Consider the following 23,670-nt stretch of genomic DNA (forward strand, 5'->3'; position numbering starts at 1 on the left):
GGAGCAGGCGCAGGTGGCTGCGGCTCCGCCGGCCCCGCCTCCGCCACCTGCGCCTGCTCCCGCTCGCGTTCAGGCGGCCGCAGTGCCGCCTGCACCTGCAACTGCGCCGACGCGCGACCTCAATTCGCCGATCGGCGTCTGGCTCACCGAGGAGAAGGAAGGCAAGGTCCGCATCGAGCAATGCGGCACCAACCTCTGCGGCTATTCGGTCGACAGCAAGTCGAACCAGAACGGCGAGCAGGTGCTGATCAACATGAAGGCGGGCAAGGACCAGAAATGGTCGGGCCGCATCCTCGATCCCAACTCGGGCTCGACCTACGATTCGACGATCGCCATGAAGGGCACCGACCGGCTGCGCGTGCAGGGCTGCGCCTTCGGCGGCATGTTCTGCGGCGGCCAGACCTGGACGCGGGTGAACTGAGATCCGCCTGATCGTTCTTACGCAGACAAGGGGCCCGCGATGCGGGTCCCTTTGCTTTTGCGCCCTGCCGTGCCGGCGTGCGCAGGCTCACACAGCCTCCTGCGCACGTGACAGCCCTCACATTGCCGGTTCCGCGCACGTGTCACGGTCCCCCGCATGGTCAACCACAGGGGCGTGTCATGAACGTGTTTCGCAAGGCTCTATTCGCCACCGCCGTCGTCATCGCTGTCCCGCTCGCGCAGGCCGACGCTGCGACAAGCACGTTCGATGGCGCGTGGAACGTCCGCATTGCTTCATCAAGCCAGGCCTGCGGCAACGGCGCGACTGTCTCTATCGGCATCAATAATGGTCAGATCGCCTCGAGCAGCGCCGCGGTGACGGCGTCGGGGCGCGTCGCCGATGCCGGCAACATCAAGGTCACCCTGAGCACCGGCATCAAGCGTGCCGTTGGCTTCGGCCGGCTCAGCGGCGCGTCCGGCTCCGGCACCTGGCGCGGCGCCATGTGCACGGGCACGTGGACCGCGGAGCGGATATGAGATTCGGTGTCCCGGAAAAGCGGCGACGCGCCAGCGTTGCCGCGCAGAGCCGGGACCAATGCGCTCAGTGGCGCGAAGGCTCTGGGCCCCGGGATCGGCGACGCATCGCCTTAAGGCGATGCGTCTTGTCTGGGGCACGCGACTATCCCACCGCCGCGCCATACTCCGCGTCGGTGACCGGCTCCAGCCAGGTCGAGTAGACGCCGTCGAGCGCTTCCTGCATGGCGATGTGGCACATGCCGTTGGTCGGCGATGCGCCGTGCCAGTGCACTTCACCCGGCGGAATCCAGACGGTGTCGCCGGGACGGATTTCCTGGACCGGGCCGCCCTTGGTCTGAACGCGGCCGACGCCCGAGATCACGTAGAGCGTCTGCCCGAGCGGATGGTGGTGCCAGTTGGTGCGCGCGCCCGGCTCGAATGCGACGCGCGAGACGTTCAGCCGTGCAGGCGCCGGCGCCATGTTGATGGGGTCCTGCCACACGGTGCCGGTGAAGTGTTCCTTCGGCGCGCGGCGGGTCGGCCGCGTGCCGGCGAGCGTGATGTCCATGAGGGTCCTCGTTCCTTTGTCCGTTACTTCTTGCTGGCGGCGTAGCGCGCCTTGGTTTCGGCGTTCATGGGATAGAGGCCCGGCAGCACCGCGCCGTTGTTCACCTCGTTGACGATCCAGGCTTCCATCCGCTCCTGCTCGACGCCCTCATTGAGGACATGATCGAGCATCGCCTGCGGGATCAGCACGCAGCCGTCCTGGTCGGCGACCACGATGTCGTTCGGGAAGACGGCAACGCCGCCGCAGCCGATCGGTTCGCCCCAGCCGACGAAAGTGAGGCCTGCAACCGACGGCGGCGCGGCATAGCCGTCGCACCAAACCGGCAAATTGGTGCCAAGCACGCCCTCGACGTCACGCACCACGCCGTCGGTGACAAGCGCGGTGACGCCGCGCTTGACCATGCGCGCGCAAAGGATGTCGCCGAAGATGCCGGCATCGGTGATGCCCATGGCATCGACCACGGCGATGCAGCCCTCCGGCATCGCCTCGATCGCGGTGCGGGTCGAGATCGGCGACGACCAGGATTCCGGCGTCGCCAGATCCTCGCGCGCCGGCACGAAGCGCAGCGTGAAGGCCGGTCCCACCAGCCGCGGCAGGCCCGGCCGCAACGGACGCGCGCCGCGCATCCACACATTGCGCAGCCCCTTCTTCAGCAGGACCGTGGTGATGGTGGCGGTGGTGATGCCGGCGAGGGTCTTGCGGGCTTCGGGGGACAGCGACATGGACGAGAACGAGCTCCAAGGTGCGGGACAGAACGCGCGCATCTTGCGAGCCGCGAGCTTTGCGTCAAGGGCCAAGAGGCTAGCAATTACGCAGGGCCGCAGCGCCGTTATGCGATGCGATAACAAGGCTTTATCGCTTCCCCTTGCATTAATTTATTGGACTTGCGGGCACATTTACGCGAAGCAGGGACAAGCGGAACTCAAGGTCGAGCCCGCATCCCCGAGAAGCCCGATTACGACAGCGCTCTGACAGCTCAATGGCCGCGACGCTTCCCCCGCCCCGCCTTCTGCCCAGCGGCGACAGTGCCGTCACGGTCGAGTTCAGCCGCACCATCGACGACGATGCCAACCAGCGCGTGTTGGCGCTCGACAAGGCGCTGCTAGCTGCGCCCATCGACGGCATCACCGAGACCGTGCCGACCTATCGCTCGCTGCTGGTCCATTACGATCCCGGCGAGATCGGCTTTGAGGCGCTCGGCGAAAAGATCCTCCCGATCGCCACCCGGCCGCTGCCGCCGGTCACCAAAGCGCGCCGCTGGCGCGTTCCCGTCGCCTATGGTGGCGAGCACGGCATCGACCTCGAGGACGTCGCCAAGACGTTGGGCACCACGCCGGATGACATCGTCATCAGGCATTCGGGCGGCGACTATAAAGTCGCCATGATCGGCTTCACGCCGGGCTGGTCTTATCTCAGCGGTCTCGACAAATTCCTGCACATGTCGCGGCGGCAATCGCCACGGCTGCTGACGCCATCAGGCACGATCTCGATCGGCGGCGTCCAGGCCGGCATCCAGTGCCTGGCCGCCCCGAGCGGCTGGCATCTGCTCGGCCGCACCCCGGTGCGAACCTATCAGCTCCACCGCAATCCGACCTTCCTCACCGAGCCCGGTGACCGCGTCACGTTCTACCCGATCGACCACAAGACATTCGAGGACATGGACCGCGCTGCGGAAGCCGGCGAGATCGTCGCCGAGCAGGTGGACGCATGAGCCGGCTCGTGGTTGCCAGCATCGGCCCTGCCAGCTCGGTCCAGGACGGCGGCCGCCACGGCGCGCAGCGCTACGGCTTGACCGTGAGCGGAGCGATGGACCGGCTGTCGCTTGCGGCGGCGAACACGCTGGTCGGCAACGAGCCGTTCGCGGCCGCCATCGAGATCGGCCCGTTCGGTGCCTCCTTCACCGCCCGCGACGGCGCCGTGCGCGTGGCGATATCGGGCGCGCCGCGCAATGCGGACATCGCCGGCAGCCCGGTCGCGATGGACACCTCGGTGACGCTCAAGGATGGCGAGACGCTGACGCTCGGCTTTGCCCGCGGCGGCGCCTTCACCTATCTCGCGATCGAAGGCGCCATCAAGGGCGAGGCAGTGTTCGGCAGTCTTGCTGTGAACGCCCGCGCCGGCCTCGGCAGCCCCTACCCGCGCCCGCTCCAGGCCGGTGACGAGTTCACGGTCGATGCCGCCAGCGGCGCACCGGAGCTGCGCATCGAGCTGCCGAAGCCGGCGACCGGTCCGATCCGCGTGCTGCTAGGGCCTCAGGACGACGAATTCGACGACGCCAACAAGGCGCTGTTCCTGGACAGCGAATGGAAGATCTCGGCGACCTCCGACCGCATGGGCTACCGCCTCGAGGGCCCCGCGATCAAGCATCTGCACGGCCACAACATCGTCTCCGACGGCACGGTCAACGGCAGCATCCAGGTGCCCGGCAACGGCGCGCCGATCGCGCTGATGATGGATCGCGGCACCTCCGGCGGCTATCCGAAGATCGCAACCGTGATCACGGCCGATATCGGCCGCCTCGCCCAGACCTCGGCAGGAACCGCGTTCCGCTTCAAGGCGGTCAGCATGGCCGAAGCGCAGGACGAGGCGCGCAAGTTCGCGCAAGCGATCCGCAGCCTGCCCGATCGTCTGCGCTCCTCCGACATCGTCGCCCTCAACATCGAGGCGCTCAGCGATGCTAACGTAGCGGGCTATGCGGTCAGCGCGGTCGATTCCGGGACGTGGCAGGTCACGGCGGAGCCGTAAGCGACAACAAGACCAGAGGCGGAGAGCAACCCATGAAGACAGTCGATCTGAATTGCGACCTCGGCGAAGGTTTTGGCGCGTGGGAGATGGGCAACGACGCCGCGATGATCGAGCTGGCAAGCTCGGTCAACGTCGCCTGCGGCTTCCATGCCGGCGACCCCGACATCATGCGCCGGACGGTGGAGCTTGCGAAGGCGCGCGGTGTCTCGGTCGGCGCGCATCCCGGCTATCGCGACCTGCACGGCTTCGGCCGGCATCCGATCGCAGGGCTCAAGGCCTCCGAGATCGAGAACCTCGTCGCCTATCAGATCGGCGCGTTGCAGGCGATCGCGACTGCGGCCGGCTACAAGGTCACCCATGTGAAGGCGCACGGCGCGCTCTCCAACGTCGCCTGCGAGGACGACATGACGGCGAAGGCGATCGCTGCCGGCATCAAGGCGGTGGATCCCAGCCTGATCTTCGTCGTGCTCGCCAATTCGAAGCTGGTGAAGGCCGGCGAAGACGCCAACCTGCCGATGGTGCACGAGGTGTTCGCCGACCGCGCCTATGAGGATGACGGCAACCTCGTCTCGCGCAAGAAGCCCGGCGCGGTGCTGCACGACGCCAAGGCGATCGCCGAGCGCGTGGTACGCATGGTGCAGGACGGCGCGGTGGTGTCGGTCACGGGCAAGGTCATCAAGATGCGCACGGATACGGTGTGCATCCATGGCGACACGCCCGGCGCGGTCGAGATCGCGCGCGGCGTGCGGCAGGCGTTGAAAGCTGCGGGGATCGAGGTGGCGCCGTTCAAGCGCGGGGCGTAACAAACGCTCGCTAACGTAGGGTGGGCAAAGCGAAGCGTGCCCACCGACTATCACGGTATGAAAGGATGGTGGGCACGGCGCTACGCGCCTTTGCCCACCCTACAAGACCTTCAAAACGGGTGCACCGACAGCGTCCCGAACACGATCGCCGCGATCACCGCAAACGCGCTGTACATCGCAACGTGATGCATGCTCGCCCCGGTCCGGCGCGAGAGCGAGCGCGCGTAGAAGTGCAGCCTGGCTTCCGCCGATAGTTCGCGCATGGTCGATCTCCAACGCCCCATTTGCGGGAGTATGAAGGAACAACCAGGGCGGGAGGCAAGACGGTGGCGGAAAAAGCGATGAGGGTTCTCTGGAGGCCCCCCATCGCAGATGCAAATTCTCTTCACCAGCAGGTTCCGAGAATCTTATTCGTTAGAATCCAAGCCAGTTGGAACCGGGACGGATGACAATCGGATGACGCCCAACCCCGAGAGGAGTCGTCCGACTAGTACACGTCAGCCTGGAAGCGGCCAGTCTTCTTGAGCTCGGCGACGAAGCTGACAGCTTCATCGGTCGAACGTGCCCCGAACTGCGCGACGATGTCGACCAGCGCGCGCTCGACGTCCTTGGCCATGCGCTTGGCATCGCCGCAGATGTAGAGATGCGCGCCCTCGGCGAGCCAGGTCCACAATTCGCGGCCAACCTCGCGCATGCGGTCCTGCACGTAAAACTTCTTCTCGCCGTCGCGCGACCAGGCCAGCGACAGGCGCGTCAGAAGCCCTGAGGTCTTCATGGCGTTGAGCTCGTCCTGATAGAAGAAATCGCAATCGCTGCGCTGATGGCCGAAGAACAGCCAGTTCTTGCCGGGCGCGCCGGTCGCCTTACGGTCGAACAGGAAGGCGCGGAACGGCGCGATGCCGGTGCCGGGACCGACCATGATAATCGGCGTCTTCGGGTCTTGCGGCAGGCCGAAATTGTGCGCCTTCTGCACATAGACCTTGAGCTTCTCGCCTTCGTTGATCCGCTCGCCGAGGAAGGTTGAGGCGACGCCGAGCCGCCTGCGCTTGCCGATGACGTAGCGTACCGAGTCCACCGTCAGGGACAGCTTTCCCGGCGTCGCATTGTGGGAGGACGAGATCGAGTAGAGCCGCGGCTGCAGCGGCTCCAGCGCCTCGACGAAGGCCTCGGGATGTGGCCGCGTGCCGGAAAACTTCTGCAGTGCCGCCATCACGTCGAGCGTCGCGGCATCCCCATCGGGATCCTCTCCCTGCGCCAGCGCCCGCGCCTTCTCGCGCTGCGCGCCGCCGGTGATGAAGGAGATCAGCTCGAACAGCGTGTCGGGCGCCGGCGACAGCGAGACGTCGTCGATCAGCACCTCGCGCAGCGTCTTGCCGTTGACTTTGGTCGTGTGGGAGGCGCCGAGCAGCGCGATGATCTGGTCGACGAGGCCGACGTCGTTGCGCGGGAAGACGCCAAAACTGTCACCAACCACATAGTCGAGCTTGCCCTCGGAGAGATCGAACTCGATGTGATAGGTCTCCTTCTCCGACTTGCCCTTGTTGAGAAGACGGCGCGACAGGAAGGTCGCCTGGATCGGATTGTCCCGCGAGCGGCCGGGCTCTGCGATCGTCACGGTCACAGCCGGCGCCGGAGCGCCGGCCTTGTCGGTGCTCTTGTCGGTGGTCTTGGCCGCGGGCGCCTTGTCGAGCTCCTCGTACAGCGATTTCAGCATCCGCGCGGTTTCCTTGCCGCCGGGGACGCACAGATTGAGCCGCGCTTCGCTACGGCTCGCGATTGCTTCCGAATAATCGTGGCAATTGTAGCCGCACTGGCCGCAATCCTGCTGTGCCATCGCCGCCATCATCTTGCGGCGCAAGGGACGGCCTTCGGCAAGCTTCATCCGCTCGGCGATCGGCATGGTCTGGTCGTGCCACGGCGCTTCGCCGTCGTCGCCGTCACCGGCCTGCATGACGGCGGCGCCCTGCTCTGCCGACAGCGGCGTTGCGACGTCAGGCGACAAAAGCCCGGCAAAGAAGCCGTTCAGCCAGGAGCGCTGCGCATCCGAGAACGGGGCGCTGGCGGGGATGATATCGAGTTTCGGCGGAGGCGTGATCTGGTTCATGCGGACACCTGTGCATCGGCAAGCTTGCGCAGCGTTTCGCCGTCATGGCGGCGCGCGAAGGAGAGGAAGGTTTCGTCGGGCGAGGCGCGGTGGGCGAGATAGGCCTTGAGCAGCGCCTCGACCGTCTTCGGCGCGTCCTCGGCCTTGAGGTCGTGATAGACCTCCTGCCCGACATCGGCGTCGGGGCCGAACCCGCCGCCAGTGAAGAGGTGATAGCCCTCGACGGTGTCCTCCTCATTGATCGGCACGCGCGCGCCGATCAGTCCGATGTCGCTGATGTAGTGCTGCGCGCAGGAATGATGGCAGCCGGTCAGGTGGATGTTCACCGGCTTGTCCATCGCGACGCGCGGCTCGCACCAGTCACCGATCTCCGCGGCATTGCGCTTGGTATTGGACGCCGCGAAGCGGCAGCCGGCATTGCCGGTGCAGGCGATCAGGCCGGCGCGGATGTGCGAGGCCTCGATCGCGAGCCCGATCTGCTTGATCGCGGCAATGGCGAGCTCGACATTCGCGTCGCGCACGCCCGAGATCAACAGGTTCTGCCAGACCGTGAGCCGGATCTCGCCGTCACCGAGATCTTGCGCCACCTTGGCGAGGCCCCGCATCTGATCGGAGGTGAGCTTGCCGAGCGTCAGCGATACGCCAATCCAGTTGAGGCCGTCCTGCTTCTGCTTGTGCACGCCGATATGTGCCATGCGATCCGCCGCGGGACGCGGCGCGAACGCCTCTTCCGGCACGCGCGTGAACGGCGTCTTCAACCGCTCCTCGACCAGCTTGAGGAAGCCGTCATGGCCCATCGCGTCGAGCACGTATTTAAGCCGTGCCTTGTTGCGGTTGGTGCGGTCGCCATGCTCGATGAACACGCGCACGATGGCGTCGGCGACGGCGGTCGCCTGCTCCGGCTTGACGATGATGCCGGAATATTTCGCAAAGTCTTTGTGACCGGTGATGCCGCCGAGGCCGAGCCGGAACCAGACGCCGGGCTCGACGCCGAAACCGTCCTTTACCTCATAGGCCGTGAAGGCGATGTCGTTGGTCTCTTCAAGCACCGCGATCCGGCCGGCGCCGTCGAAGGCGACGTTGAACTTGCGCGGCAAACCGTAGAGCGAGCGGTCGTTGAGGATGTGGTAGTGCCACTCGCGGGCATAGGGCCGCGTGTCGATGATTTCCTGCGGATCGATGCCGGCGGTCGGCGTTCCCGTCACGTTGCGGATGTTGTCGGCGCCGGAGCCGCGCGAGCACAGGCCGAGCTCCTGGATGCCCTCGATCATTCTGATCGCATGCTTCGGCGGAATCTCGCGCAGCTGGAGATTGGCGCGCGTGGTCACGTGGCTGTAGGGGCCGCAGAGCTCGTCGGCGAGATCAGCAAGGCCCGACAGCTGCCAATGCTTCATGATGCCGTTCGGGATGCGCAGGCGGCACATGTAGGAGTCCTGCGTCGGCGCGACATAGAAGATGCCGTAATAGCGCCAGCGGAAATTGTCCGCCGGGCTCGGCGGGGTGTTGTCGAGCGCCTGCTGGCGCAGCCGCGGGTAGGCGTCGAAGGGGTGCTCGTCGCGCTTGAACTTCTCCTGATCGGCGAGCTTCTTGCCCGACGCGATCACCTTGTCCTGCGCCTTGATGTGCACGGCATCGGGACCCACAGGCTCGGCATTCGCCTTGCCGCTGCCGCCACCACCAAGGCCGCGGCCGACGCGGCTGATCTGCAGGCCGGTCGTGAAGCCTTCGAGATAGCGTTTCTGCTCGTCGGTAAAGTCGACTGAGACCGTATCGATTTTCATGGTGTGTAACGAAGCTCCTGCGGCCACCTTCGGTGGCTTCGACGGATTGCGCGACCCGCGAGCAACGTCAGGCTGGCTCAGGAGCCGGCTTCGTTACTCACGGTCCGATCAGCTTCGTTGCTGCGGGACTTGGCTCAGCAGGCACCTATGACAAGCTGGCCGCAGCGCAACATTCAAGTTGCGTGCCAGCTTGGTCGAAATAAAAACCAATGAAGTTTCAGATAATTAGGACGTCACCCGGAAACTGCCGGCTTGGGAACTCTCCCGAAATACGAGCAGCCAGCTCAAACATTAGCCAAGGATCTTAGTTGCTCAAAAGCGAAGCAACCGCGAATCAGGCCTTCCAGCGCCCGACCCCGAAGGCCTCGAGATGCCCGCGGATATCGTTGGGGTCGAAGGCCGGACCGGCAAAGGCGCCGAACGCTGCGGGAGCCTCAGGCGGCGCCCTGTTGCCGAGCGCCGCGTCGTAGAGATCGGGCCTGAACACCGCCATCGCCGTCTTGACCCCGTCAGGGGTGAGCGCCGTCTGGCCCCAGCGCACCATTTGGGCATAGAGCCAGGCGGCCTGGACCGAATCGGGACGCCCTGCCCCTTCGCGTCCGACCAGCAGGTAGCGGCCGCTTTCGCGGAAGGTGCCATCGGGCGAGATCTTCAGGCGCCCCGTCAGGGTGCGTTGGATGACCTCGGCGTCGACGCCGATCCGTTCGGGTTGGGCCAGGATCTGCGCCGCCTCGGTCCGGTTCTCGGGATGCTCGATGAACTCGGCGGCCTTCACGGCTGCCCGCACCAGGGCTGCGACCACGTCCGGGTTCTTGTCGGCAAAGGTCTGGCGGACCGCCAGCAGCTTCTCCGCCGCACGCACCAAAATGTCGGCGACGAAATGCAGGATATGGCCGATGCCGAGATCGACCGCGACCGAGTTCCAGGGCGCGCCGACGCAGAACGCATCGACATGGCCGTTCTTGAGACTGTCGACCATATAGGGCGGCGGCAGCACCACGAGGCGCACGTCCTCGTCGGGATCGACGCCCGCCGCCGCCATCCAGAACCGCAATTGATAATTGTGGGTGGAGAACGGGAAGGTCATGCCGAAGGTGAGCGGCTCGGCCCCTGCCTTGCGGCGCTTGGCAACCACCTTCGCCAGCGCTTTCGCCGTCGCCATCGGGTCGAAGCGATCGCCGTCGATCTCCTCCATCAGCGCGGCATGGAGCGCCGGCGACACCGTGATGGCATTGCCGTTGATGCCGAGATTGAAGGCCGCGGCGATCGGCACCTTGACGTGGCCGAGGCCGAGCGAGGACGCGATCGCCACCGGCGCGAGCAGATGCGCGGCATCGAACAGGCCGATATTGAGCTTGTCGCGGACGTTGGACCAGGAGACCTCGCGCACCAGCTCGACCTCGAGCCCCTCGGCGGCGGCAAAGCCCTTGTCGACCGCGACGATCAGCGCGGCGGCATCGACCAGCGGAATGAACCCGATGCGGAGGGGGACGGTCATTTCAGCATCTCCGACGCGGTGATGATCGACTGCGCGATCTCGCCGATTTTCTTCTTCTCGCGCATCGCGGTGGAGCGCAGCAGCACATAGGCCTCGTCCTCGGTCAGGCCCTTCACCTTCATCAGAATGCCCTTGGCGCGCTCGATGATCTTGCGGTCCTCGAGCTGCGACTTGGTGCGCTCCAGTTCCTCCTGGAGCTTGGCGAAGGCGTTGAAACGGGACACGCAAAGGTCGAGGATCGGCTTGATGCGCTCCTTCTTCAGCCCGTCGACGATATAGGCCGACACCCCCGCCTCGACCGAGGCCTGGATCGAGGCTGAATCGCTCTGGTCGACGAACATGGCGACCGGCCGCTTCACCGCGCGGCTGACCTGGAACATCGCCTCCAGCACGTCGCGGCTGGGGTTTTCGAGATCGATCACGATGATGTCGGGGTCCGCCGCATAAATACGGGCCAGCAGGCTCTGCATCTCGCTGATATGGACGACCTGGGTGAACCCGGCCTCGCGCAATCCCTCCTCCAGGATCGCGGCCCGGATCGGGCTTTCGTCGACGATCACGATTTTGGGCGACTGTTCGGCGCTCATGGCTCACTCACGGCAGCTGATTCATCCATAGCACGCCGGATCGCCCTGCAAAGGGTTGTAATTATGGGCAATTGGGACTAGCTCAGGCCGGTCAATCAGGCAGATTAGATATGGATCAGACGGCTGCGCCCAAGGTCAGCTTCGGGTCGCTCGGGTGTCCCTGACACGACGAATGTAAACTTTCCGTGCCGCCCTCCCGCAAGAAAACGCTCGCGCAGCCTTCAGCTGCGAAGCAGAACCCATGCTCTCACGGAATCTTCGCGCCAACGATCATCTTGTCGAGAAGTGGCACCGCGGCCAGCACCGCCGCCTCAGTGCGGCCGGAGACCGCTAGCCGCACGACGTAAGAATTGCCGTCCTTGTCGAGATCAGCGTAATGCGCGATCACTTCAACCGGCTGGTCCTTCAAGGATGGATTGTCGTAGCGGTTGATGATGACCTTCGGGTTGACCGAGGGAAGCGTGGTGATCTTGGCATGGTCGCCGGATGTCGTCGCCCAATCGCTATCGCTCGTTGCGATCCATTGAACCAGTTCGGTGCGGCCCTCGTTATAGCGGCCTTCGGCATAGATGATTGCTTCTGCTTTACCGAATGTCTTCCCTTTAGGAACGAACATCGATGCGCCGTATTTGAGACTCGCGGCCTCATCCCTCGTCCACCCGTCGGGTGCCTTCACGCGAGGCCTGAATTCCGGACACAATCGTTCCTGCCGATCGCAGACATGGATGATCTTGTCGACTTCAGCGCGGGCCGGAAACATGGCGCCATAGGAAACGGTGACGAAAGCCAAGCCGAAGATGAAGCGGCGCATCGTGGTTAAGCTCCGTGAAATTCCGTGAAATTCGGTGAAATCAAGCAACGCGCGAAGACTGCTTTAGCCACGCGCCGCATACGTTAGTTGTTGAATTTCGCCATCGGTTCAATTACTTGGATCGCAAATCCAGACAATTCAGATAGGCTCCAGGCGATTACATGGACAGAGCGCCGCGCATTTCATTCACGTCACTCGGGTGTCCCAAGGCCTTGGTGGATTCCGAGCGCATCATCACGCGGCTGCGCGCGGAGGGCTATGAGCTCGCCCGCAAGCATGACGGGGCGGACATCGTCATCGTCAACACCTGTGGCTTCCTCGACAGCGCCAAGCAGGAATCGCTCTCGGCGATCGGCGAGGCCATGGCCGAGAACGGCAAGGTGATCGTGACCGGCTGCATGGGCGCGGAACCGGAAGCGATCGAGCAGGCCTATCCGGGCGTGCTGTCCATCACCGGCCCGCAGCAATATGAGAGCGTGCTGGACGCCGTGCACCGCGCGCTGCCGCCGGCGCACAATCCGCATCTCGACCTGGTGCCGCCGCAGGGCATCAAGCTGACCCCGCGCCACTACGCGTACTTGAAGATTTCCGAGGGCTGCAACAACCGCTGCACCTTCTGCATCATTCCGAAGCTGCGCGGCGACCTCGTCTCGCGCCCCGCCGATGACGTGCTGCGCGAGGCCGAGCGCCTCGTCGGCGCGGGCGTCAAAGAGCTCCTGGTGATCTCGCAGGACACCTCAGCTTACGGCGTCGATCTCAAATATGCCGAGAGCCCGTGGAAGGACCGCCAGGTCCGCGCCAAATTCCTCGACCTCGCGCGCGAGCTCGGCGAGTTGGGAGCCTGGGTCCGGCTGCAATATGTCTATCCCTACCCGCATGTCGACGAGGTCATCGCACTGATGAACGAGGGCAAGGTACTGCCCTATCTCGACATCCCGTTCCAGCATGCGAGCCCCGAGGTGCTGAAGGCGATGAAGCGTCCGGCGGCGCAGGACAAGACGCTGGCGCGGATCAAGCGCTGGCGCGAGGAATGTCCCGATCTCGCCTTGCGCTCGACCTTCATCGTCGGCTTCCCCGGCGAGACCGATGCCGATTTCGCCTATCTGCTCGACTGGCTCGACGAGGCCGAGATCGACCGCGTCGGCTGCTTCAAATACGAGCCGGTCGCCGGCGCCACCTCGAACGCGATCGAAAACCCGGTGCCCGAAGAGGTCAAGCAGGAGCGCTACAACGCGCTGATGGCCCGGCAGCAGAAGATCTCGGCGCGCCGGCTGAAGCGCAAGGTCGGCACGCGGCAGCAGGTCATCATCGACGAGGTCGGCCCGACCGTCGCCAAGGGCCGCTCCAAAGCCGATGCGCCGGAGATCGACGGCGCGGTGTACCTGACGAGCCGCCGCCCGCTGCGCGTCGGCGAGATCGTCACGGCGAAGATCGAGCGCGCCGACGCATACGATCTGCACGGCAGCGTCGCGGGGTTCTGACCGCGTTCCGTCATTGCGAGCGTAGCGAAGTAATCCAGAATCCCTCCGCGGGAACAGTCTGGATTGCTTCGCTACGCTCGCAATGACAGTGTGGAGACAATCACGCCAGCCATTTCGGCACCCAGCGCTCCGGCCTTGGTGCACGGGCGAGATCGGCTTTCGCCTCGGAGAGCAATGCCGGTTCGCCGTCGATGGTCGGGCGTACATCGTATTCGAAGCTCGGCATGACGCGGCCGTCGGCGTAGAGTCCGAACCTCATCGCGTACCATAACCCGAGCTCAGGCTGAGCCTTCCACATCTGTTCGCGCAGATCGCGCAGCAAGGATTCGATAGAAGCCGCTTCCTCGAACGGCTGCGGTCCGCGCGTCAGCACGCGCGCTTGATATTGCTTGCCGACGATTGCGACCTCGAAACGCGTCTTATCCCAGGCATTCTTGCCCTTGGGCAGATGGGCGGCCAGCCGCCAGCCGAGTTCGGCCATCATGCGATGGTTAGCCCAATAATCCTCGCGGTCCCGGCTCCATTTTTCCATGAAGCCGCGGAAATCAGGCAGCTCCGGAGGCCCGTCGTCACACGTCGCCTTCTCGCCAACAGGCTGTCCAGCGAGCCATTGCGCAAGTTCGACGGTTTGAGGCTCGACGTCGTCATGCGGCTTCAGATCGCTCCAGGCCCTGTCGAATTGCTGCGACGTCAGCCTCGTCAGCAGCGCATCGAGGCTCGGCGCCAGCAGCTCGTAATCACCCTCGGAACCCAGACCGACGATCGGCGGATTGTCGCGATCAAGACCCGCGCCATACCAGCCGCCGACGGCCGAGCCGTCCGGCAGGCGCATGAACAGCGAAAACCTGTCGCGCAACGGACTGCCGTCGACGATCGGCGCGGAGTCCGAGAATTGGCCCTGCAGCGAGAAGCAGCCGACGCTGCCCCAGGGACGCCCCTTCAGCCAGGCCGCAAAGTCGACCAGCAGCGGCAGCGCCTCGACGCCAGGCGGAAACGCGCCGCGAATGCTGTCGAGGTCGATCGGATAGGGCGTATCGGACAAGGCTTTGAGCTGTCTGGTTGGTCCCGCCTTCTTGGTCTGGGCGGTGATGCATTCGGTTCGAACCAAGTCGCGTCCTTCGATCACAAACGCGCTAGAGGCGCAATGGTTTCGACGCGGAAACAATGAAACACGATGAAACGTCAGGGATTCTCCTCAAGCTGTCCGCAATCGGCCTGACGATGGCCCTGCTCGCGCTGCCGGCCCCCGCCGACGCGCGATCACCATCCGCCGCGCAGGCCCGCCAGTGGTGCTTCGCAAACGACGGCGGAGGCAGCGACGACCGGCGCTTCGCCGGCTGCTCGGCCCTGCTCAAGGCCAATCCCGACGATGTGCACGCGCTCGCCAATCGCGGCGAAATGTTTCGGCGACGTGGGGAGCCCTAGCGCGCCGTGGCGCTGGCACTCGACGATTACGACCGCTCCATCAGAGCGAATGCGAACCGCGCGGACGTGTTCAATTCGCGCTGCTTCACCCGCGCGATCGTCGGCCGTCTGCAGGAGGCGCTGGCCGATTGCGAGCAGTCGCTCAAGATGGCTCCCAACGATGCCTACACGCTGGACAGCCGCGCCCTTGCCCATCTCAAGCTCGGCAATCTCGACGCGGCGATCGCCGATTACGATGCCGCGCTGAGCATCAAGCCGGGGCTCGACGGCTCGCTCTACGGCCGCGGACTGGCGAAGCGCAAGAAGGGTGACAGCGAAGGCGCCGTGCGCGACATCGCGGCCGCAAAGGCGATCAACGCCGGCATCGCCGATGTGTTCTCGCACTATGGCGTGGAGTAAGCGTCACGTTAGGAATGTGACACTATAATGCATTCACGCAGCGGTCACGGACTCGGCCTAACTCTGCCCGCGTCTTCAACGCGAGCGAGGAATGAGGATGAGCCGCCTCTCGGACATGCTGCGCACGCAGCGCTTCGACGATTACCGCTTCTACCACCAGAGCACCGTCAACCAGACGCTGCACCTGATCAGCGCCGTCATCTTCCTCGGCTGCTACGCCCTGCTGATCAAGGACCCTGCTCTCGCCGGCATCGTCGGCTGGCTCGCGATGCTGACGCGACAGACCGGGCATTTCTTCTTCGAGCCGAACGGCTATGACGCCGTCAACGGCGTCAGCAACGAACACAAGGAAGCGATCAAGGTCGGCTACAACCAGACCCGCAAGATCGTGCTGCTGCTGGTCTGGGGCAGTGCGCCGCTGGCGCTGTTCGCCTTTCCGACGCTGTTCGGATTGTTCGATGCGCCGGCGTCCCGCCTCGATTTCGTCCGGCATGTCGGCGCGCTCTGGCTCGCCATCGGCATCGGCGGCGGACTTGCGCGCATGCTGCAGCTCTTCGCCACCCGCGACGTCACCACGGGCTTGGTCTGGGTGTTCAAGGTGCTGACCGACCCCTTCCACAACATCGCGCTGTACTGGAATTCGCCGCTCAAGCTGCTGCGGGGCGAGCTGATCGACACCGCAATCGCGGACGCGGATTGGGGCGATGCAGAGGCCGAGGAAGCCGCGCACCCGACCTGACCGATGCACGCTCGGCGTGCATCTTGAAAAAAGCCTGCTTGACAAGTCCTGCCATTCGGCTGTACGGACCCGCCCCATGATCAACGCCCGGACCAACCAGCGCACCGAAATGCTCCGCCGTCGCTCCCGCGACGACGAGAGGGTGCGCCATGTCCGAGGACGCCGCTGAACCACTGAATTCAGCTAGTTTTCGAGAAAGGCCGCACCCGCAAGGTGCGGCCTTTCTGCTTTTTGCGCCCTTTTTTCCACCCGCCTCCAGAGGAGTACGACATGACCACGCATCCGTATGACGCGCTGATGGACATCACCGCACGGCCAAAGACCGTGTTCGTCCGCGGCGCCGGCTCCTACCTCTGGGACGACAGCCGCAAGCGCTATCTCGACTTCGTGCAGGGCTGGGCCGTGAACTGCCTCGGCCATTCCCCGCCCGCGATCGCCGACGCGCTCGCAGCTCAGGCCAAGCGGCTGCTGACGCCGAGCCCGGCCTTCTACAACGAGCCGAGCCTGAAGCTGGCGCAGGCGCTGGTCGAGCACAGCGCGTTCGATCAGGTGTTCTTCGCCAATTCGGGCGCTGAAGCCAACGAAGGCGCGATCAAGCTCGCGCGCAAATATGGCAGCCTGCACAAAGGCGGCGCGTTCGAGATCATCAGCTTCGAAGGCGGCTTCCACGGCCGAACGCTGGCGACGATGTCGGCTTCAGGCAAGAAAGCGTTCGAGCCGCTGTTCGAGCCGAAGGTCGCGGGCTTCAAGAAGGCCAAGCTCAACGACATCGGCTCGGTCGAAGCCCTGATCAACGCCAACACCGTCGCCGTGATGCTCGAGCCGATCCAGGGTGAATCCGGCGTGTGGCCTGCGACCGATCAGTTCCTGCAGCAGCTGCGCGCGCTGACCGAGGCGCACGGCCTTTTGCTCATCTTCGACGAGATCCAGACCGGCATGGGCCGGACCGGAAAGCTCTTCCATTACGAGCACACCGGCATTGCGCCCGACATCATGACGCTCGGCAAGGGCATCGGCGGCGGCGTGCCGCTCGCGGCCCTGCTCGCGACCGAACGCGCGTCATGCTTCGAGCACGGCGACCAGGGCGGCACGTTCAACGGCAATCCGATCATGTGCGCGGCAGGACTTGCGGTGCTCGAGGAGGTCAAGAAGCCGGACTTCCTGAAACAGGTCGCCGAGACCGGCCTCCTGCTCGAAAGCGAACTGCAGAAGGTCTCGGCCCGGCATGGCCTCGGTGGCGTGCGCGGACGCGGCCTGTTGCTCGCGCTCGATCTCAAGCTGCCGATCGCACCCGGCATCGTCGCGCAGGCGTTCGAGGCCGGCGTGCTGCTGAACGCCCCGCAGCTCGACAGCTTGCGCTTCATGCCGGCGCTGAACGTCACGAAGGAAGAGATCGCCGAGATGATCGAATGTCTCGACGCGATCTTGACCAAGGCCGGCGCGGCAAGACGCGTCGCGTAGTGCTGTAGGGCGGGCAAAGCGAAGCGTGCCCACCATTTTTCACCGCAATGAAGATGGTGGGCACGGCGCTCCGCGCCTTTGCCCACCCTACGAAACCGCCGATGCCGAAAGAGCTACGGCTTCAAGATCGAAGCCCCCGTCGTCTTGCGGCTTTCGAGATCGATATGCGCCTTGGCGGCGTCCTTGAGCGCGTAGGCGTGGTTGATCGGCACGTGCAGCTTGCCGTTGATGACCGCGGCGAACAGGGTGTCGGCACCTTCGAGCAGTTCCTTGCGCGTGCCGACATAATCGTTGAGCTTCGGCCGCGTCGCGAACAGCGAGCCGTGATTGTTGAGCTCGGCGATCGCGAACGGTGGCACGGGGCCCGACGCATTGCCGAACGAGACGAACATGCCGCGCGGCTTCAGGCAGGACAGCGAGCCCGGGAACGTCGCCTTGCCGACGCCGTCATAGACGACGTCGCAGCCCTCGTTACGGCTGATCTGCTTCACGCGCGCAACGAAATCCTCCTCGTTGTAGAGGATGACGTGATCGCAGCCATTGGCCTCCGCAAGCTCGGCCTTCTCGCGCGAGCCGACGGTGCCGATGACATGCGCGCCAAGCGCCCTCGCCCACTGGCAGGCGAGCAGGCCGATGCCGCCGGCGGCGGCGTGGACCAGCACGCGATGATGCGGCTCGACCTTGAAGGTCTTGTGCAGGAGATACCAGACCGTCAGCCCCTTCAACATCAGCACGGCACCCTGCTCGTAGGTGATGTGATCGGGCAGTTTGACCAGCTTCTCCCAGGGGATGTTGCGCTCGCCGGTATAGGCGCCGAGATTGTGGTAATAGGCGACGCGGTCGCCGGGATGAAAATTCGTCACGCCTGGCCCGACCGCGACCACCTCGCCGGAGGCCTCATTGCCGGCGATGAAGGGCAGCTCCGGCGCCTTGTAGAGGCCGGTGCGGTAATAGACGTCGATGAAGTTGAGGCCGACCGCGTGCTGGCGGATGCGCACCTCGCCGGGCCCGGGCGCCGGCACGTCGACGCTCTCATAGACCAGGGCTTCGGGGCCTCCGACCTTGTGCACACGGATGGCTTTCGTCATCACCTGACCTCCTCTTCGTGCGGCTGAGCGAAAGCTATCGCGCCCGCCTTGTCAACTCGACGCCGACTGGAAACGACCCAACGCGACTACTTGGCGGCTTTCCGGCGGTTGCGCCTGGCCAGCACATTGAAGAACTCCACCGCCGCCGAGAACGCTATTGCGAAATAGATGTAGCCGCGCGGAATGTGGAAGTGGAATCCGTCCGCAACCAGCGCGACGCCGATCAACACCAGGAAGGCCAGCGCCAGCATCTTGGTGGTCGGATGCTCCGCGACGAATCGCGCCACCGGACCCGCCGAAACGTACATGACCGCGCATGCGATCACGACCGCCGCGATCATGATCTTGATGTCCTCGGCCATGCCGATCGCAGTGATGATCGAGTCCAGCGAGAACACGATGTCGATGATCACGATCTGGACGATCACCCAGAAGAAGGCGCTGCCTGTGGAGTCCTTCTCGCTCGCGTCGTGATCGGATTCGACCTCGCCGTGAATCTCATGTGTGGCCTTGGCGATCAGGAAGAGGCCGCCGCCGATCAGGATGAGATCGCGCCAGGAAAAAGCATAGCCCTGAATCGAGAGCACCGGAGCGGTCAGGCCGATCAGCCAGACCAGGAGACTGAGCAGGATGAGGCGAAAGACCAGTGCCAGCGCAAGCCCGATCTGGCGGGCGCGCTGCGCCGGTTTCTCGGGAAGGCGCGAGACGAGCACCGAGATGAAGATGACGTTGTCGATGCCGAGCACGATCTCGAGCGCCGTCAAGGTGAGCAGCGCGGCCCAGGCTTCCGGGCTGGTCAGCAGCTCCATCACGCCGATAATCTCGCCAGGGATTTCGCCAACCGGATCAAGGCATCGCTGAAGCTGATCCAGAGCGCGATGGCGCAGAGCACGACGGTCACCCCGGTGCCGACGCGAAAATCCATTTGCAGCGTGTAGAAGGCGAGCAGCGCCCAGACCGCGATCAGCGACATCGTCAGCCAGCGCAGCCGCACCACCCTGACAGGGTGCAGCACATGGAAAGGCACGAACGTCAGCACGACCAGCGCGGCGACCAGCAGCGTCGCCCACAGCGGCGGCCAATGCAGCAGGAACAGATAGAACGCGGCCGCGTTCCAAAGCGCCGGGAAGCCGCGGAAATGATTGTCGTCGGCCTTCATGCGCTGGTCGGCGAAATACAACGCGCTGGTGACGATGATGGCGATGCCGAGCAAGGGAGCCGCTACCGGCAGCAGCATGCCGCTCGCGACGATCGCATAGGCCGGCACGAAGACATAGGTGCAGAAGTCGACCACGAGATCGAGCACGTCGCCCGACCAGTTGGGCTGCACGTTCTTGACGTCGAGCCGCCGCGCGATCGGCCCGTCGATCGCGTCGATGATCAGGGCGACGCCCAGCCATTGAAACATCGCCGCCCAGTGCTCGCGCACGGCCTCCAGCATCGCCAGGAGCGCGATTGCCGCGCCGAAGGCGGTGAAGATGTGTACCGAGAAGGCTGCGGCGCGGATCACCGGTCTCGGCTTCAGGGAATCCTGCTGAATATCCATGGCTTCTGCTATCAGAATGCGACCGGTTTGCACATCCGCCATTGCGGCGCACGATCGCAAAATTCGCCATAAAATCAGGGAAATATAGGTGGGCTTGAATTTGCCGCCCGGCGTGTCAAATGTCGTTCCATGGTAGACGCATCGACACTCCATGACGCGGCCGTGATCGGCGGCGGACCTGCCGGCCTTGCCGCGGCGATCGCCCTGGCGCAGGCGGGTGCCCGGACCGCACTGGTGGCGCGCCGCGTTTCCTATGCCGACAATCGCACCACCGCATTGCTCGGCGCCTCCATCGATCTACTGGAAGGCCTCGACGTCTGGTCGCGCTGCAGGGACAAGGCGGCTGCGCTGGAAGTCATGCGCCTCGTCGACGACACCGGCCGGCTGTTCCGCAGCCCCGAGGTGCGCTTCTCCTGTCACGAAATCGGCCTCGATGCGTTTGGCTACAACATCGACAACCGCTCGCTGATGCTGGCGCTGGAAGCGCGCGCGGCCGAGCTGCCCAATCTCGTCCGCTTCGACGACGAGGCCGAAAGCGTCGTCATCGAGGCCGACGACGTCGCGCTGCGCACGGCGTCCGGACAGTTTCTCTCGGCGCGCCTCGTGGTCGGCGCCGACGGCCGGCACTCGCTGTGCCGCGAGGCTGCTGGCATCGCGGTGACACGGCGCGAGCTGAACCAGACCGCGCTGACCTTCAACGTCGGCCATGCCCGGCCGCATCGCAACGTTTCGACCGAGTTCCACACGCCGCACGGGCCTTGCGTGTTCGTGCCGCTGCCCGACGACCGCTCCAGCATCGTCTGGGTCGCAGCGCCTGCGGAGGCTGAACGGCTGCGCGGCTTGAGCGACGAGGAGCTGTCGGCGGCGATCGAGAAACAGTCGCATTCGATCCTGGGACGGATGAATGTGGAGCCTGGCCGCAACCTGTTCCCGCTCGCGATCGAGCGTCCGAAATGCTTCGGCCGCGACCGTATCGCGCTGGTCGGCGAAGCCGCCCATGTGGTGCCGCCGATCGGCGCCCAGGGCCTCAATCTCGGCCTGCGCGATGCCGCCGACATTGCCCGGCTCGCGGGCGAGGCCATCGCCGCGGGACAGGATCCCGGCGCCGACGATGTGCTCAAGCGCTATGACCGCGCGCGGCGTCCGGACATCTTGAGCCGTACCTTTGCGATCGACATCGCCAACCGCTCCTTGCTCAACGACTTCCTGCCGCTCCAGCCCGTCCGCGCCGTCGGCATGCACCTCCTCGGTGCCATCGGCCCGCTCCGGCGCTTCGCCATGCGCGAAGGCCTGACGCCGACCTGGCGCAGGTAGCTCCGAAGCGCGTTAGGTTGGACGACTTCACCGCTGGCTCGGTGCAACCTCTCCCGCTTGCGGGGGAGGTCGGCGCGAAGCGCCGGGTGGGGGCTCTCTCCGCGACGGGATTTTTTCTGCACTCTCGACAATCCCGACGCGGAGAGAGCCCTCTCCCCGACCCTCTCCCGCAAGCGGGAAAGGGAGCGCACCGGCCCGCGGAAGAGATCAAGCCAATCTCATCACCATCAAGGAAACGCCAACCGTCCCGTCTGGATCGCCCACATCACGCTGGTCAGCGTGACCACCGAGGCGAAGGTGCCGAGCAGCACCGCGACGGAGGCGGACTCGATCCAGGCATCGTTCTGCCGGGCGATGACGAACACGTTGAGCGCCGGCGGCAGCGCGGCCATCAGCACGGCGGTGGCGGCCCAGGGCTGCGCGAACGGACCGAACGCCAGCATCAGGGCGAACGCCGCGAGCGGATGGATCAGCAGCTTGACCGCGATCACGCCCGGCACCTCCCACGGCACCCGATCGAACGGGCGGAGCGCCACGGTCACGCCGAGCACGAACAGCGCGGTCGGCGCGGCCGCGTTCTGCAGGAAGGTGATGGTGCGGTCGAGCGCGACCGGCAGCTCGATATGCAGCGCCGCCACCGCCGCGCCGAAGCAAGCCGACATGATCAGCGGATTGAGCACGATCTGCTTCAGCACGACGCCGAAAGCATGGACGAGCGAGGGATGGTCGCGGTCGGAAAGCTCGATCAAGAGCGGCACGATCGTGAACAGGAAGATGCTGTCGCAGCAGAAGATCAGCGCGGTCGGCGCAGCCGCCTTCGGCCCCAGCACCGCAAGTGCGAGGCCCGGGCCCATATAGCCGATATTGCCGTAGCCGCCGGAGAGGCCCGCGAGCGTCGCTTCGCGCAGCGTCAGCCGTCCGAATAGCTTGCCGACCACCAGCGCCAGCGTGAATGCCGCGACCGTCGAGAGCGTCGTCGCCACCAGGAACGGCGGGTTATTCAATTCCGAAAACGGCGTCTTCGACATGATCGCAAACAGCAGCGCCGGCAGCGACACGTAGAGTAGGAAGAAGTTCATCCAGGCGAGCCCCGATTCCGGGATGGACTTGACCTTCCCGCAAGCGAAACCGACGAAGATCAAGCCGAAATAAGGCAGCGCCAGATTGAGGATATCGACCATTGCTGAAGTTTTTTCTGAAGGCTTGGGGGCTATCCGCCCCGGAGACGAAGGTTAATTCCAGCTGAGGGCACTAGCATCGGCCACAATCCTGGTCTATCGACGGGGGATGATTAAAGCGCGGACCGCCAAATTCCAGATCGGACAGGTCGTTCGCCACCGGATCTTCTCGTTCCGGGGGGTGATTTTCGACATCGATCCGGAATTCAACAACACCGAGGAATGGTGGTTGTCGATTCCCGAGGAAGTGCGGCCCCACAAGGACCAGCCGTTCTATCACCTGCTCGCGGAGAACGCGGAATCCGAATACGTCGCCTATGTCTCGGAGCAGAACCTGTTGCCGGACGATTCCGGCGAGCCGGTCCGGCATTCCCAGGTCGCCGAGATCTTCGTCAAGGACAAGGCCGGCGGCTATCGCCCGCGCAATCCCTCGCTGAACTGATCGTCGTGATCGTCGGCCAGCAAAAAAGGCGCTCGAACCGAGCGCCTTTTTCACGTCCGGGATTTGCTCCCGATTACTTCTGACCGGTCGGAGCCGCGCCCGGTGCGCCACCACCCTGCTGCTCGAGCTTCTTGCGCTGCTCTTCGGCCTTCTTCTGCAGCTCTTCCTGCAGCTTCTTCTGGGTTTCCTCGAACACCTTCGGATCGGTCGGCGGACCGTCATAGGCCTTCTGGAATTCGCCGGCGAGCGGCAGCGGCAGCGTCAGCGGCGCGCCGTTGGCATTGATCGCCTGGACAACGAGATTCTGGCCCTTCTTCATGTTGTTGATGAGCTCGGGCGTGGCCTCGTAGTCGGACATGCAGCCGTTCTGGAAGCAGATCACATAGGGCTGCTGCAGCGGCGCGTTGCTGTCGACGATGATGCGGGTGCCGTGCACGAGTTGCATGCCGAGCGGCAGCGTCACGCGCAGGATCTTCTTGGGCTCGCCTTCCGGCTCGATGATCACGGCCGCGATGACCGGCTGGCCCGATTCGATACGGCCGTCCTTGCCGGTGAAGCAGACCTGCTTGGCATTGGCGTCCTGGCCCTTGAGGCAGAACTTGGTCCAGGGCGCATAGATCAGCTGGATCTGCTGATCGGCGGGCTGAGCTGCGCCCTGCTGCGGGGCGCCTTGCTGCGGGGGAGCCTGAGGGGATGCTGCGGGCGCCGGAGCCTTGGGAGCTGCCTTGGGAGCAGCCGCCTTCGGAGCCGGGGCCGGGGAGGCC

Annotated in this window: 26 protein-coding genes; 12 read left to right on the forward strand and 14 right to left on the reverse strand. The window is 64.9% G+C overall.

All coding sequences use genetic code 11. The features are described 5' to 3' along the window. Window positions 1-421 (forward strand): DUF2147 domain-containing protein (locus I6F12_RS36520; protein ID WP_225158494.1); only part of this gene is annotated, 421 nt, incomplete at its 5' end. Between the two features lie 179 nt (window positions 422-600). Then, window positions 601-957 carry a hypothetical protein gene (locus I6F12_RS36525; RefSeq protein ID WP_225152657.1) on the forward strand — a complete coding sequence of 119 codons (357 nt, stop codon included), beginning with the start codon at window positions 601-603 and terminating at the stop codon, window positions 955-957. A gap of 142 nt (window positions 958-1,099) precedes the next feature. Here I6F12_RS36525 and I6F12_RS36530 read toward each other — a convergent pair whose 3' ends face one another. Both I6F12_RS36530 and I6F12_RS36535 read right to left on the reverse strand, forming a co-directional pair. Continuing rightward, window positions 1,100-1,504: a cupin domain-containing protein gene (locus I6F12_RS36530; protein ID WP_036012436.1), complete on the reverse strand. Its 405-nt coding sequence runs from the start codon at window positions 1,502-1,504 to the stop codon at window positions 1,100-1,102. A 23-nt stretch (window positions 1,505-1,527) separates the two neighbouring features. Next, complete coding sequence (locus I6F12_RS36535) at window positions 1,528-2,226, reverse strand: ribonuclease activity regulator RraA (RefSeq protein ID WP_036012452.1); 699 nt, start codon at window positions 2,224-2,226, stop codon at window positions 1,528-1,530. A 257-nt stretch (window positions 2,227-2,483) separates the two neighbouring features. Between I6F12_RS36535 and I6F12_RS36540 the strand changes: the two genes are divergently transcribed. The 3 genes from I6F12_RS36540 to I6F12_RS36550 are packed head-to-tail and all read left to right on the forward strand — an operon-like array spanning window position 2,484 to window position 5,052. Continuing rightward, window positions 2,484-3,215: an allophanate hydrolase subunit 1 gene (locus I6F12_RS36540; protein WP_225148735.1), complete on the forward strand. Its 732-nt coding sequence runs from the start codon at window positions 2,484-2,486 to the stop codon at window positions 3,213-3,215. Then, window positions 3,212-4,249, forward strand: a complete 1,038-nt coding sequence (locus tag I6F12_RS36545; RefSeq protein ID WP_225158495.1) for a biotin-dependent carboxyltransferase family protein — start codon at window positions 3,212-3,214, stop codon at window positions 4,247-4,249. Before I6F12_RS36540 ends, I6F12_RS36545 begins: the two co-directional genes overlap by 4 nt. 32 nt (window positions 4,250-4,281) lie before the next feature. Then, complete coding sequence (locus I6F12_RS36550; RefSeq protein ID WP_225145723.1) at window positions 4,282-5,052, forward strand: 5-oxoprolinase subunit PxpA; 771 nt, start codon at window positions 4,282-4,284, stop codon at window positions 5,050-5,052. Between the two features lie 110 nt (window positions 5,053-5,162). On the opposite strand, the gene I6F12_RS36555 is transcribed toward I6F12_RS36550, so the two are convergent. The 6 genes from I6F12_RS36555 to I6F12_RS36580 form a co-directional block, all read right to left on the reverse strand. Further along, window positions 5,163-5,315: a hypothetical protein gene (locus tag I6F12_RS36555; protein WP_036028094.1), complete on the reverse strand. Its 153-nt coding sequence runs from the start codon at window positions 5,313-5,315 to the stop codon at window positions 5,163-5,165. 224 nt (window positions 5,316-5,539) lie between these two features. After that, window positions 5,540-7,156 (reverse strand): sulfite reductase subunit alpha, encoded by a 1,617-nt coding sequence (locus I6F12_RS36560; RefSeq protein WP_036012449.1) that lies wholly within the window; start codon window positions 7,154-7,156, stop codon window positions 5,540-5,542. Continuing rightward, window positions 7,153-8,937: a NirA family protein gene (locus I6F12_RS36565; protein ID WP_225158496.1), complete on the reverse strand. Its 1,785-nt coding sequence runs from the start codon at window positions 8,935-8,937 to the stop codon at window positions 7,153-7,155. The genes I6F12_RS36560 and I6F12_RS36565 overlap by 4 nt, the downstream gene beginning before the upstream one ends. Before the next feature lie 334 nt (window positions 8,938-9,271). Continuing rightward, window positions 9,272-10,435 carry a CmpA/NrtA family ABC transporter substrate-binding protein gene (locus tag I6F12_RS36570; protein WP_225158497.1) on the reverse strand — a complete coding sequence of 388 codons (1,164 nt, stop codon included), beginning with the start codon at window positions 10,433-10,435 and terminating at the stop codon, window positions 9,272-9,274. Continuing rightward, window positions 10,432-11,022: an ANTAR domain-containing protein gene (locus tag I6F12_RS36575; RefSeq protein ID WP_036012463.1), complete on the reverse strand. Its 591-nt coding sequence runs from the start codon at window positions 11,020-11,022 to the stop codon at window positions 10,432-10,434. The genes I6F12_RS36570 and I6F12_RS36575 overlap by 4 nt, the downstream gene beginning before the upstream one ends. Before the next feature lie 247 nt (window positions 11,023-11,269). Beyond that, entirely contained in the window at window positions 11,270-11,833 is a 564-nt protein-coding gene (locus tag I6F12_RS36580) for a hypothetical protein (protein WP_225158498.1), read from the reverse strand. A 161-nt stretch (window positions 11,834-11,994) separates the two neighbouring features. On the opposite strand from I6F12_RS36580, the gene rimO reads away from it, so the two are divergent. After that, window positions 11,995-13,314: a 30S ribosomal protein S12 methylthiotransferase RimO gene (gene rimO, locus I6F12_RS36585; RefSeq protein ID WP_225158499.1), complete on the forward strand. Its 1,320-nt coding sequence runs from the start codon at window positions 11,995-11,997 to the stop codon at window positions 13,312-13,314. A gap of 100 nt (window positions 13,315-13,414) precedes the next feature. On the opposite strand, the gene I6F12_RS36590 is transcribed toward rimO, so the two are convergent. Beyond that, window positions 13,415-14,356, reverse strand: coding sequence for a hypothetical protein (locus tag I6F12_RS36590; protein WP_225158507.1), 942 nt, complete (start codon window positions 14,354-14,356; stop codon window positions 13,415-13,417). Between the two features lie 122 nt (window positions 14,357-14,478). Here I6F12_RS36590 and I6F12_RS36595 point away from each other — a divergent pair, with 122 nt between their 5' ends. The 4 genes from I6F12_RS36595 (at window position 14,479) to I6F12_RS36610 (ending at window position 17,338) form a co-directional block, all read left to right on the forward strand. Continuing rightward, window positions 14,479-14,739 (forward strand): hypothetical protein, encoded by a 261-nt coding sequence (locus I6F12_RS36595; protein ID WP_225158500.1) that lies wholly within the window; start codon window positions 14,479-14,481, stop codon window positions 14,737-14,739. Window positions 14,740-14,745: 6 nt separating this feature from the next. Next, the gene (locus I6F12_RS36600; RefSeq protein WP_225158501.1) at window positions 14,746-15,138 is read left to right on the forward strand and encodes a tetratricopeptide repeat protein; all 393 of its coding nucleotides are present in this window, start codon (window positions 14,746-14,748) and stop codon (window positions 15,136-15,138) included. A gap of 97 nt (window positions 15,139-15,235) precedes the next feature. Continuing rightward, a complete protein-coding gene (locus I6F12_RS36605; protein ID WP_225158502.1) occupies window positions 15,236-15,877 on the forward strand; it encodes a hypothetical protein in 642 nt (213 codons plus the stop codon). A 270-nt stretch (window positions 15,878-16,147) separates the two neighbouring features. Then, window positions 16,148-17,338, forward strand: a complete 1,191-nt coding sequence (locus I6F12_RS36610; protein ID WP_225158503.1) for an acetylornithine transaminase — start codon at window positions 16,148-16,150, stop codon at window positions 17,336-17,338. Window positions 17,339-17,451: 113 nt separating this feature from the next. Here I6F12_RS36610 and I6F12_RS36615 read toward each other — a convergent pair whose 3' ends face one another. The 3 genes from I6F12_RS36615 to pcsA form a co-directional block, all read right to left on the reverse strand. Then, a complete protein-coding gene (locus I6F12_RS36615; protein WP_225158504.1) occupies window positions 17,452-18,426 on the reverse strand; it encodes a quinone oxidoreductase in 975 nt (324 codons plus the stop codon). Window positions 18,427-18,512: 86 nt separating this feature from the next. Further along, a complete protein-coding gene (locus tag I6F12_RS36620) occupies window positions 18,513-19,238 on the reverse strand; it encodes a TerC family protein (protein WP_036012482.1) in 726 nt (241 codons plus the stop codon). After that, window positions 19,235-19,972, reverse strand: coding sequence for a phosphatidylcholine synthase (gene pcsA / locus I6F12_RS36625; RefSeq protein ID WP_225131431.1), 738 nt, complete (start codon window positions 19,970-19,972; stop codon window positions 19,235-19,237). Before pcsA ends, I6F12_RS36620 begins: the two co-directional genes overlap by 4 nt. 129 nt (window positions 19,973-20,101) lie before the next feature. Here pcsA and I6F12_RS36630 point away from each other — a divergent pair, with 129 nt between their 5' ends. Then, window positions 20,102-21,286, forward strand: coding sequence for a UbiH/UbiF family hydroxylase (locus I6F12_RS36630; RefSeq protein WP_225158505.1), 1,185 nt, complete (start codon window positions 20,102-20,104; stop codon window positions 21,284-21,286). A gap of 227 nt (window positions 21,287-21,513) precedes the next feature. On the opposite strand, the gene I6F12_RS36635 is transcribed toward I6F12_RS36630, so the two are convergent. Next, on the reverse strand, window positions 21,514-22,467 hold the full coding sequence (locus I6F12_RS36635; protein WP_036012489.1) for an AEC family transporter: 954 nt from the start codon (window positions 22,465-22,467) through the stop codon (window positions 21,514-21,516). A 106-nt stretch (window positions 22,468-22,573) separates the two neighbouring features. On the opposite strand from I6F12_RS36635, the gene hspQ reads away from it, so the two are divergent. Beyond that, window positions 22,574-22,906 (forward strand): heat shock protein HspQ, encoded by a 333-nt coding sequence (hspQ, locus tag I6F12_RS36640; RefSeq protein ID WP_024341905.1) that lies wholly within the window; start codon window positions 22,574-22,576, stop codon window positions 22,904-22,906. 73 nt (window positions 22,907-22,979) lie between these two features. Here the strand turns inward: hspQ and I6F12_RS36645 are convergent. Then, a partial coding sequence (locus tag I6F12_RS36645; protein WP_225158506.1) for an invasion associated locus B family protein occupies window positions 22,980-23,670 on the reverse strand: 691 nt, incomplete at its 5' end.

The sequence above is a fragment of the Bradyrhizobium sp. IC4059 genome (genome assembly GCF_020193615.1).
GTDB lineage: Bacteria > Pseudomonadota > Alphaproteobacteria > Rhizobiales > Xanthobacteraceae > Bradyrhizobium > Bradyrhizobium yuanmingense.

What these genes read in the sequence shown, in the direction of transcription:
- I6F12_RS36525 (WP_225152657.1), top strand. Translation starts at nt 601, where the DNA reads ATGAACGTGTTTCGCAAGGCTCTATTCGCCACCGCCGTCGTCATCGCT.
- I6F12_RS36530 (WP_036012436.1), bottom strand. Translation starts at nt 1,504, where the DNA reads ATGGACATCACGCTCGCCGGCACGCGGCCGACCCGCCGCGCGCCGAAG.
- I6F12_RS36535 (WP_036012452.1), bottom strand. Translation starts at nt 2,226, where the DNA reads ATGTCGCTGTCCCCCGAAGCCCGCAAGACCCTCGCCGGCATCACCACC.
- I6F12_RS36540 (WP_225148735.1), top strand. Translation starts at nt 2,484, where the DNA reads ATGGCCGCGACGCTTCCCCCGCCCCGCCTTCTGCCCAGCGGCGACAGT.
- I6F12_RS36545 (WP_225158495.1), top strand. Translation starts at nt 3,212, where the DNA reads ATGAGCCGGCTCGTGGTTGCCAGCATCGGCCCTGCCAGCTCGGTCCAG.
- I6F12_RS36550 (WP_225145723.1), top strand. Translation starts at nt 4,282, where the DNA reads ATGAAGACAGTCGATCTGAATTGCGACCTCGGCGAAGGTTTTGGCGCG.
- I6F12_RS36555 (WP_036028094.1), bottom strand. Translation starts at nt 5,315, where the DNA reads ATGCGCGAACTATCGGCGGAAGCCAGGCTGCACTTCTACGCGCGCTCG.
- I6F12_RS36560 (WP_036012449.1), bottom strand. Translation starts at nt 7,156, where the DNA reads ATGAACCAGATCACGCCTCCGCCGAAACTCGATATCATCCCCGCCAGC.
- I6F12_RS36565 (WP_225158496.1), bottom strand. Translation starts at nt 8,937, where the DNA reads ATGAAAATCGATACGGTCTCAGTCGACTTTACCGACGAGCAGAAACGC.
- I6F12_RS36570 (WP_225158497.1), bottom strand. Translation starts at nt 10,435, where the DNA reads ATGACCGTCCCCCTCCGCATCGGGTTCATTCCGCTGGTCGATGCCGCC.
- I6F12_RS36575 (WP_036012463.1), bottom strand. Translation starts at nt 11,022, where the DNA reads ATGAGCGCCGAACAGTCGCCCAAAATCGTGATCGTCGACGAAAGCCCG.
- I6F12_RS36580 (WP_225158498.1), bottom strand. Translation starts at nt 11,833, where the DNA reads ATGCGCCGCTTCATCTTCGGCTTGGCTTTCGTCACCGTTTCCTATGGC.
- rimO (WP_225158499.1), top strand. Translation starts at nt 11,995, where the DNA reads ATGGACAGAGCGCCGCGCATTTCATTCACGTCACTCGGGTGTCCCAAG.
- I6F12_RS36595 (WP_225158500.1), top strand. Translation starts at nt 14,479, where the DNA reads ATGAAACACGATGAAACGTCAGGGATTCTCCTCAAGCTGTCCGCAATC.
- I6F12_RS36605 (WP_225158502.1), top strand. Translation starts at nt 15,236, where the DNA reads ATGAGCCGCCTCTCGGACATGCTGCGCACGCAGCGCTTCGACGATTAC.
- I6F12_RS36610 (WP_225158503.1), top strand. Translation starts at nt 16,148, where the DNA reads ATGACCACGCATCCGTATGACGCGCTGATGGACATCACCGCACGGCCA.
- I6F12_RS36615 (WP_225158504.1), bottom strand. Translation starts at nt 18,426, where the DNA reads ATGACGAAAGCCATCCGTGTGCACAAGGTCGGAGGCCCCGAAGCCCTG.
- pcsA (WP_225131431.1), bottom strand. Translation starts at nt 19,972, where the DNA reads ATGGATATTCAGCAGGATTCCCTGAAGCCGAGACCGGTGATCCGCGCC.
- I6F12_RS36630 (WP_225158505.1), top strand. Translation starts at nt 20,102, where the DNA reads ATGGTAGACGCATCGACACTCCATGACGCGGCCGTGATCGGCGGCGGA.
- I6F12_RS36635 (WP_036012489.1), bottom strand. Translation starts at nt 22,467, where the DNA reads ATGGTCGATATCCTCAATCTGGCGCTGCCTTATTTCGGCTTGATCTTC.
- hspQ (WP_024341905.1), top strand. Translation starts at nt 22,574, where the DNA reads ATGATTAAAGCGCGGACCGCCAAATTCCAGATCGGACAGGTCGTTCGC.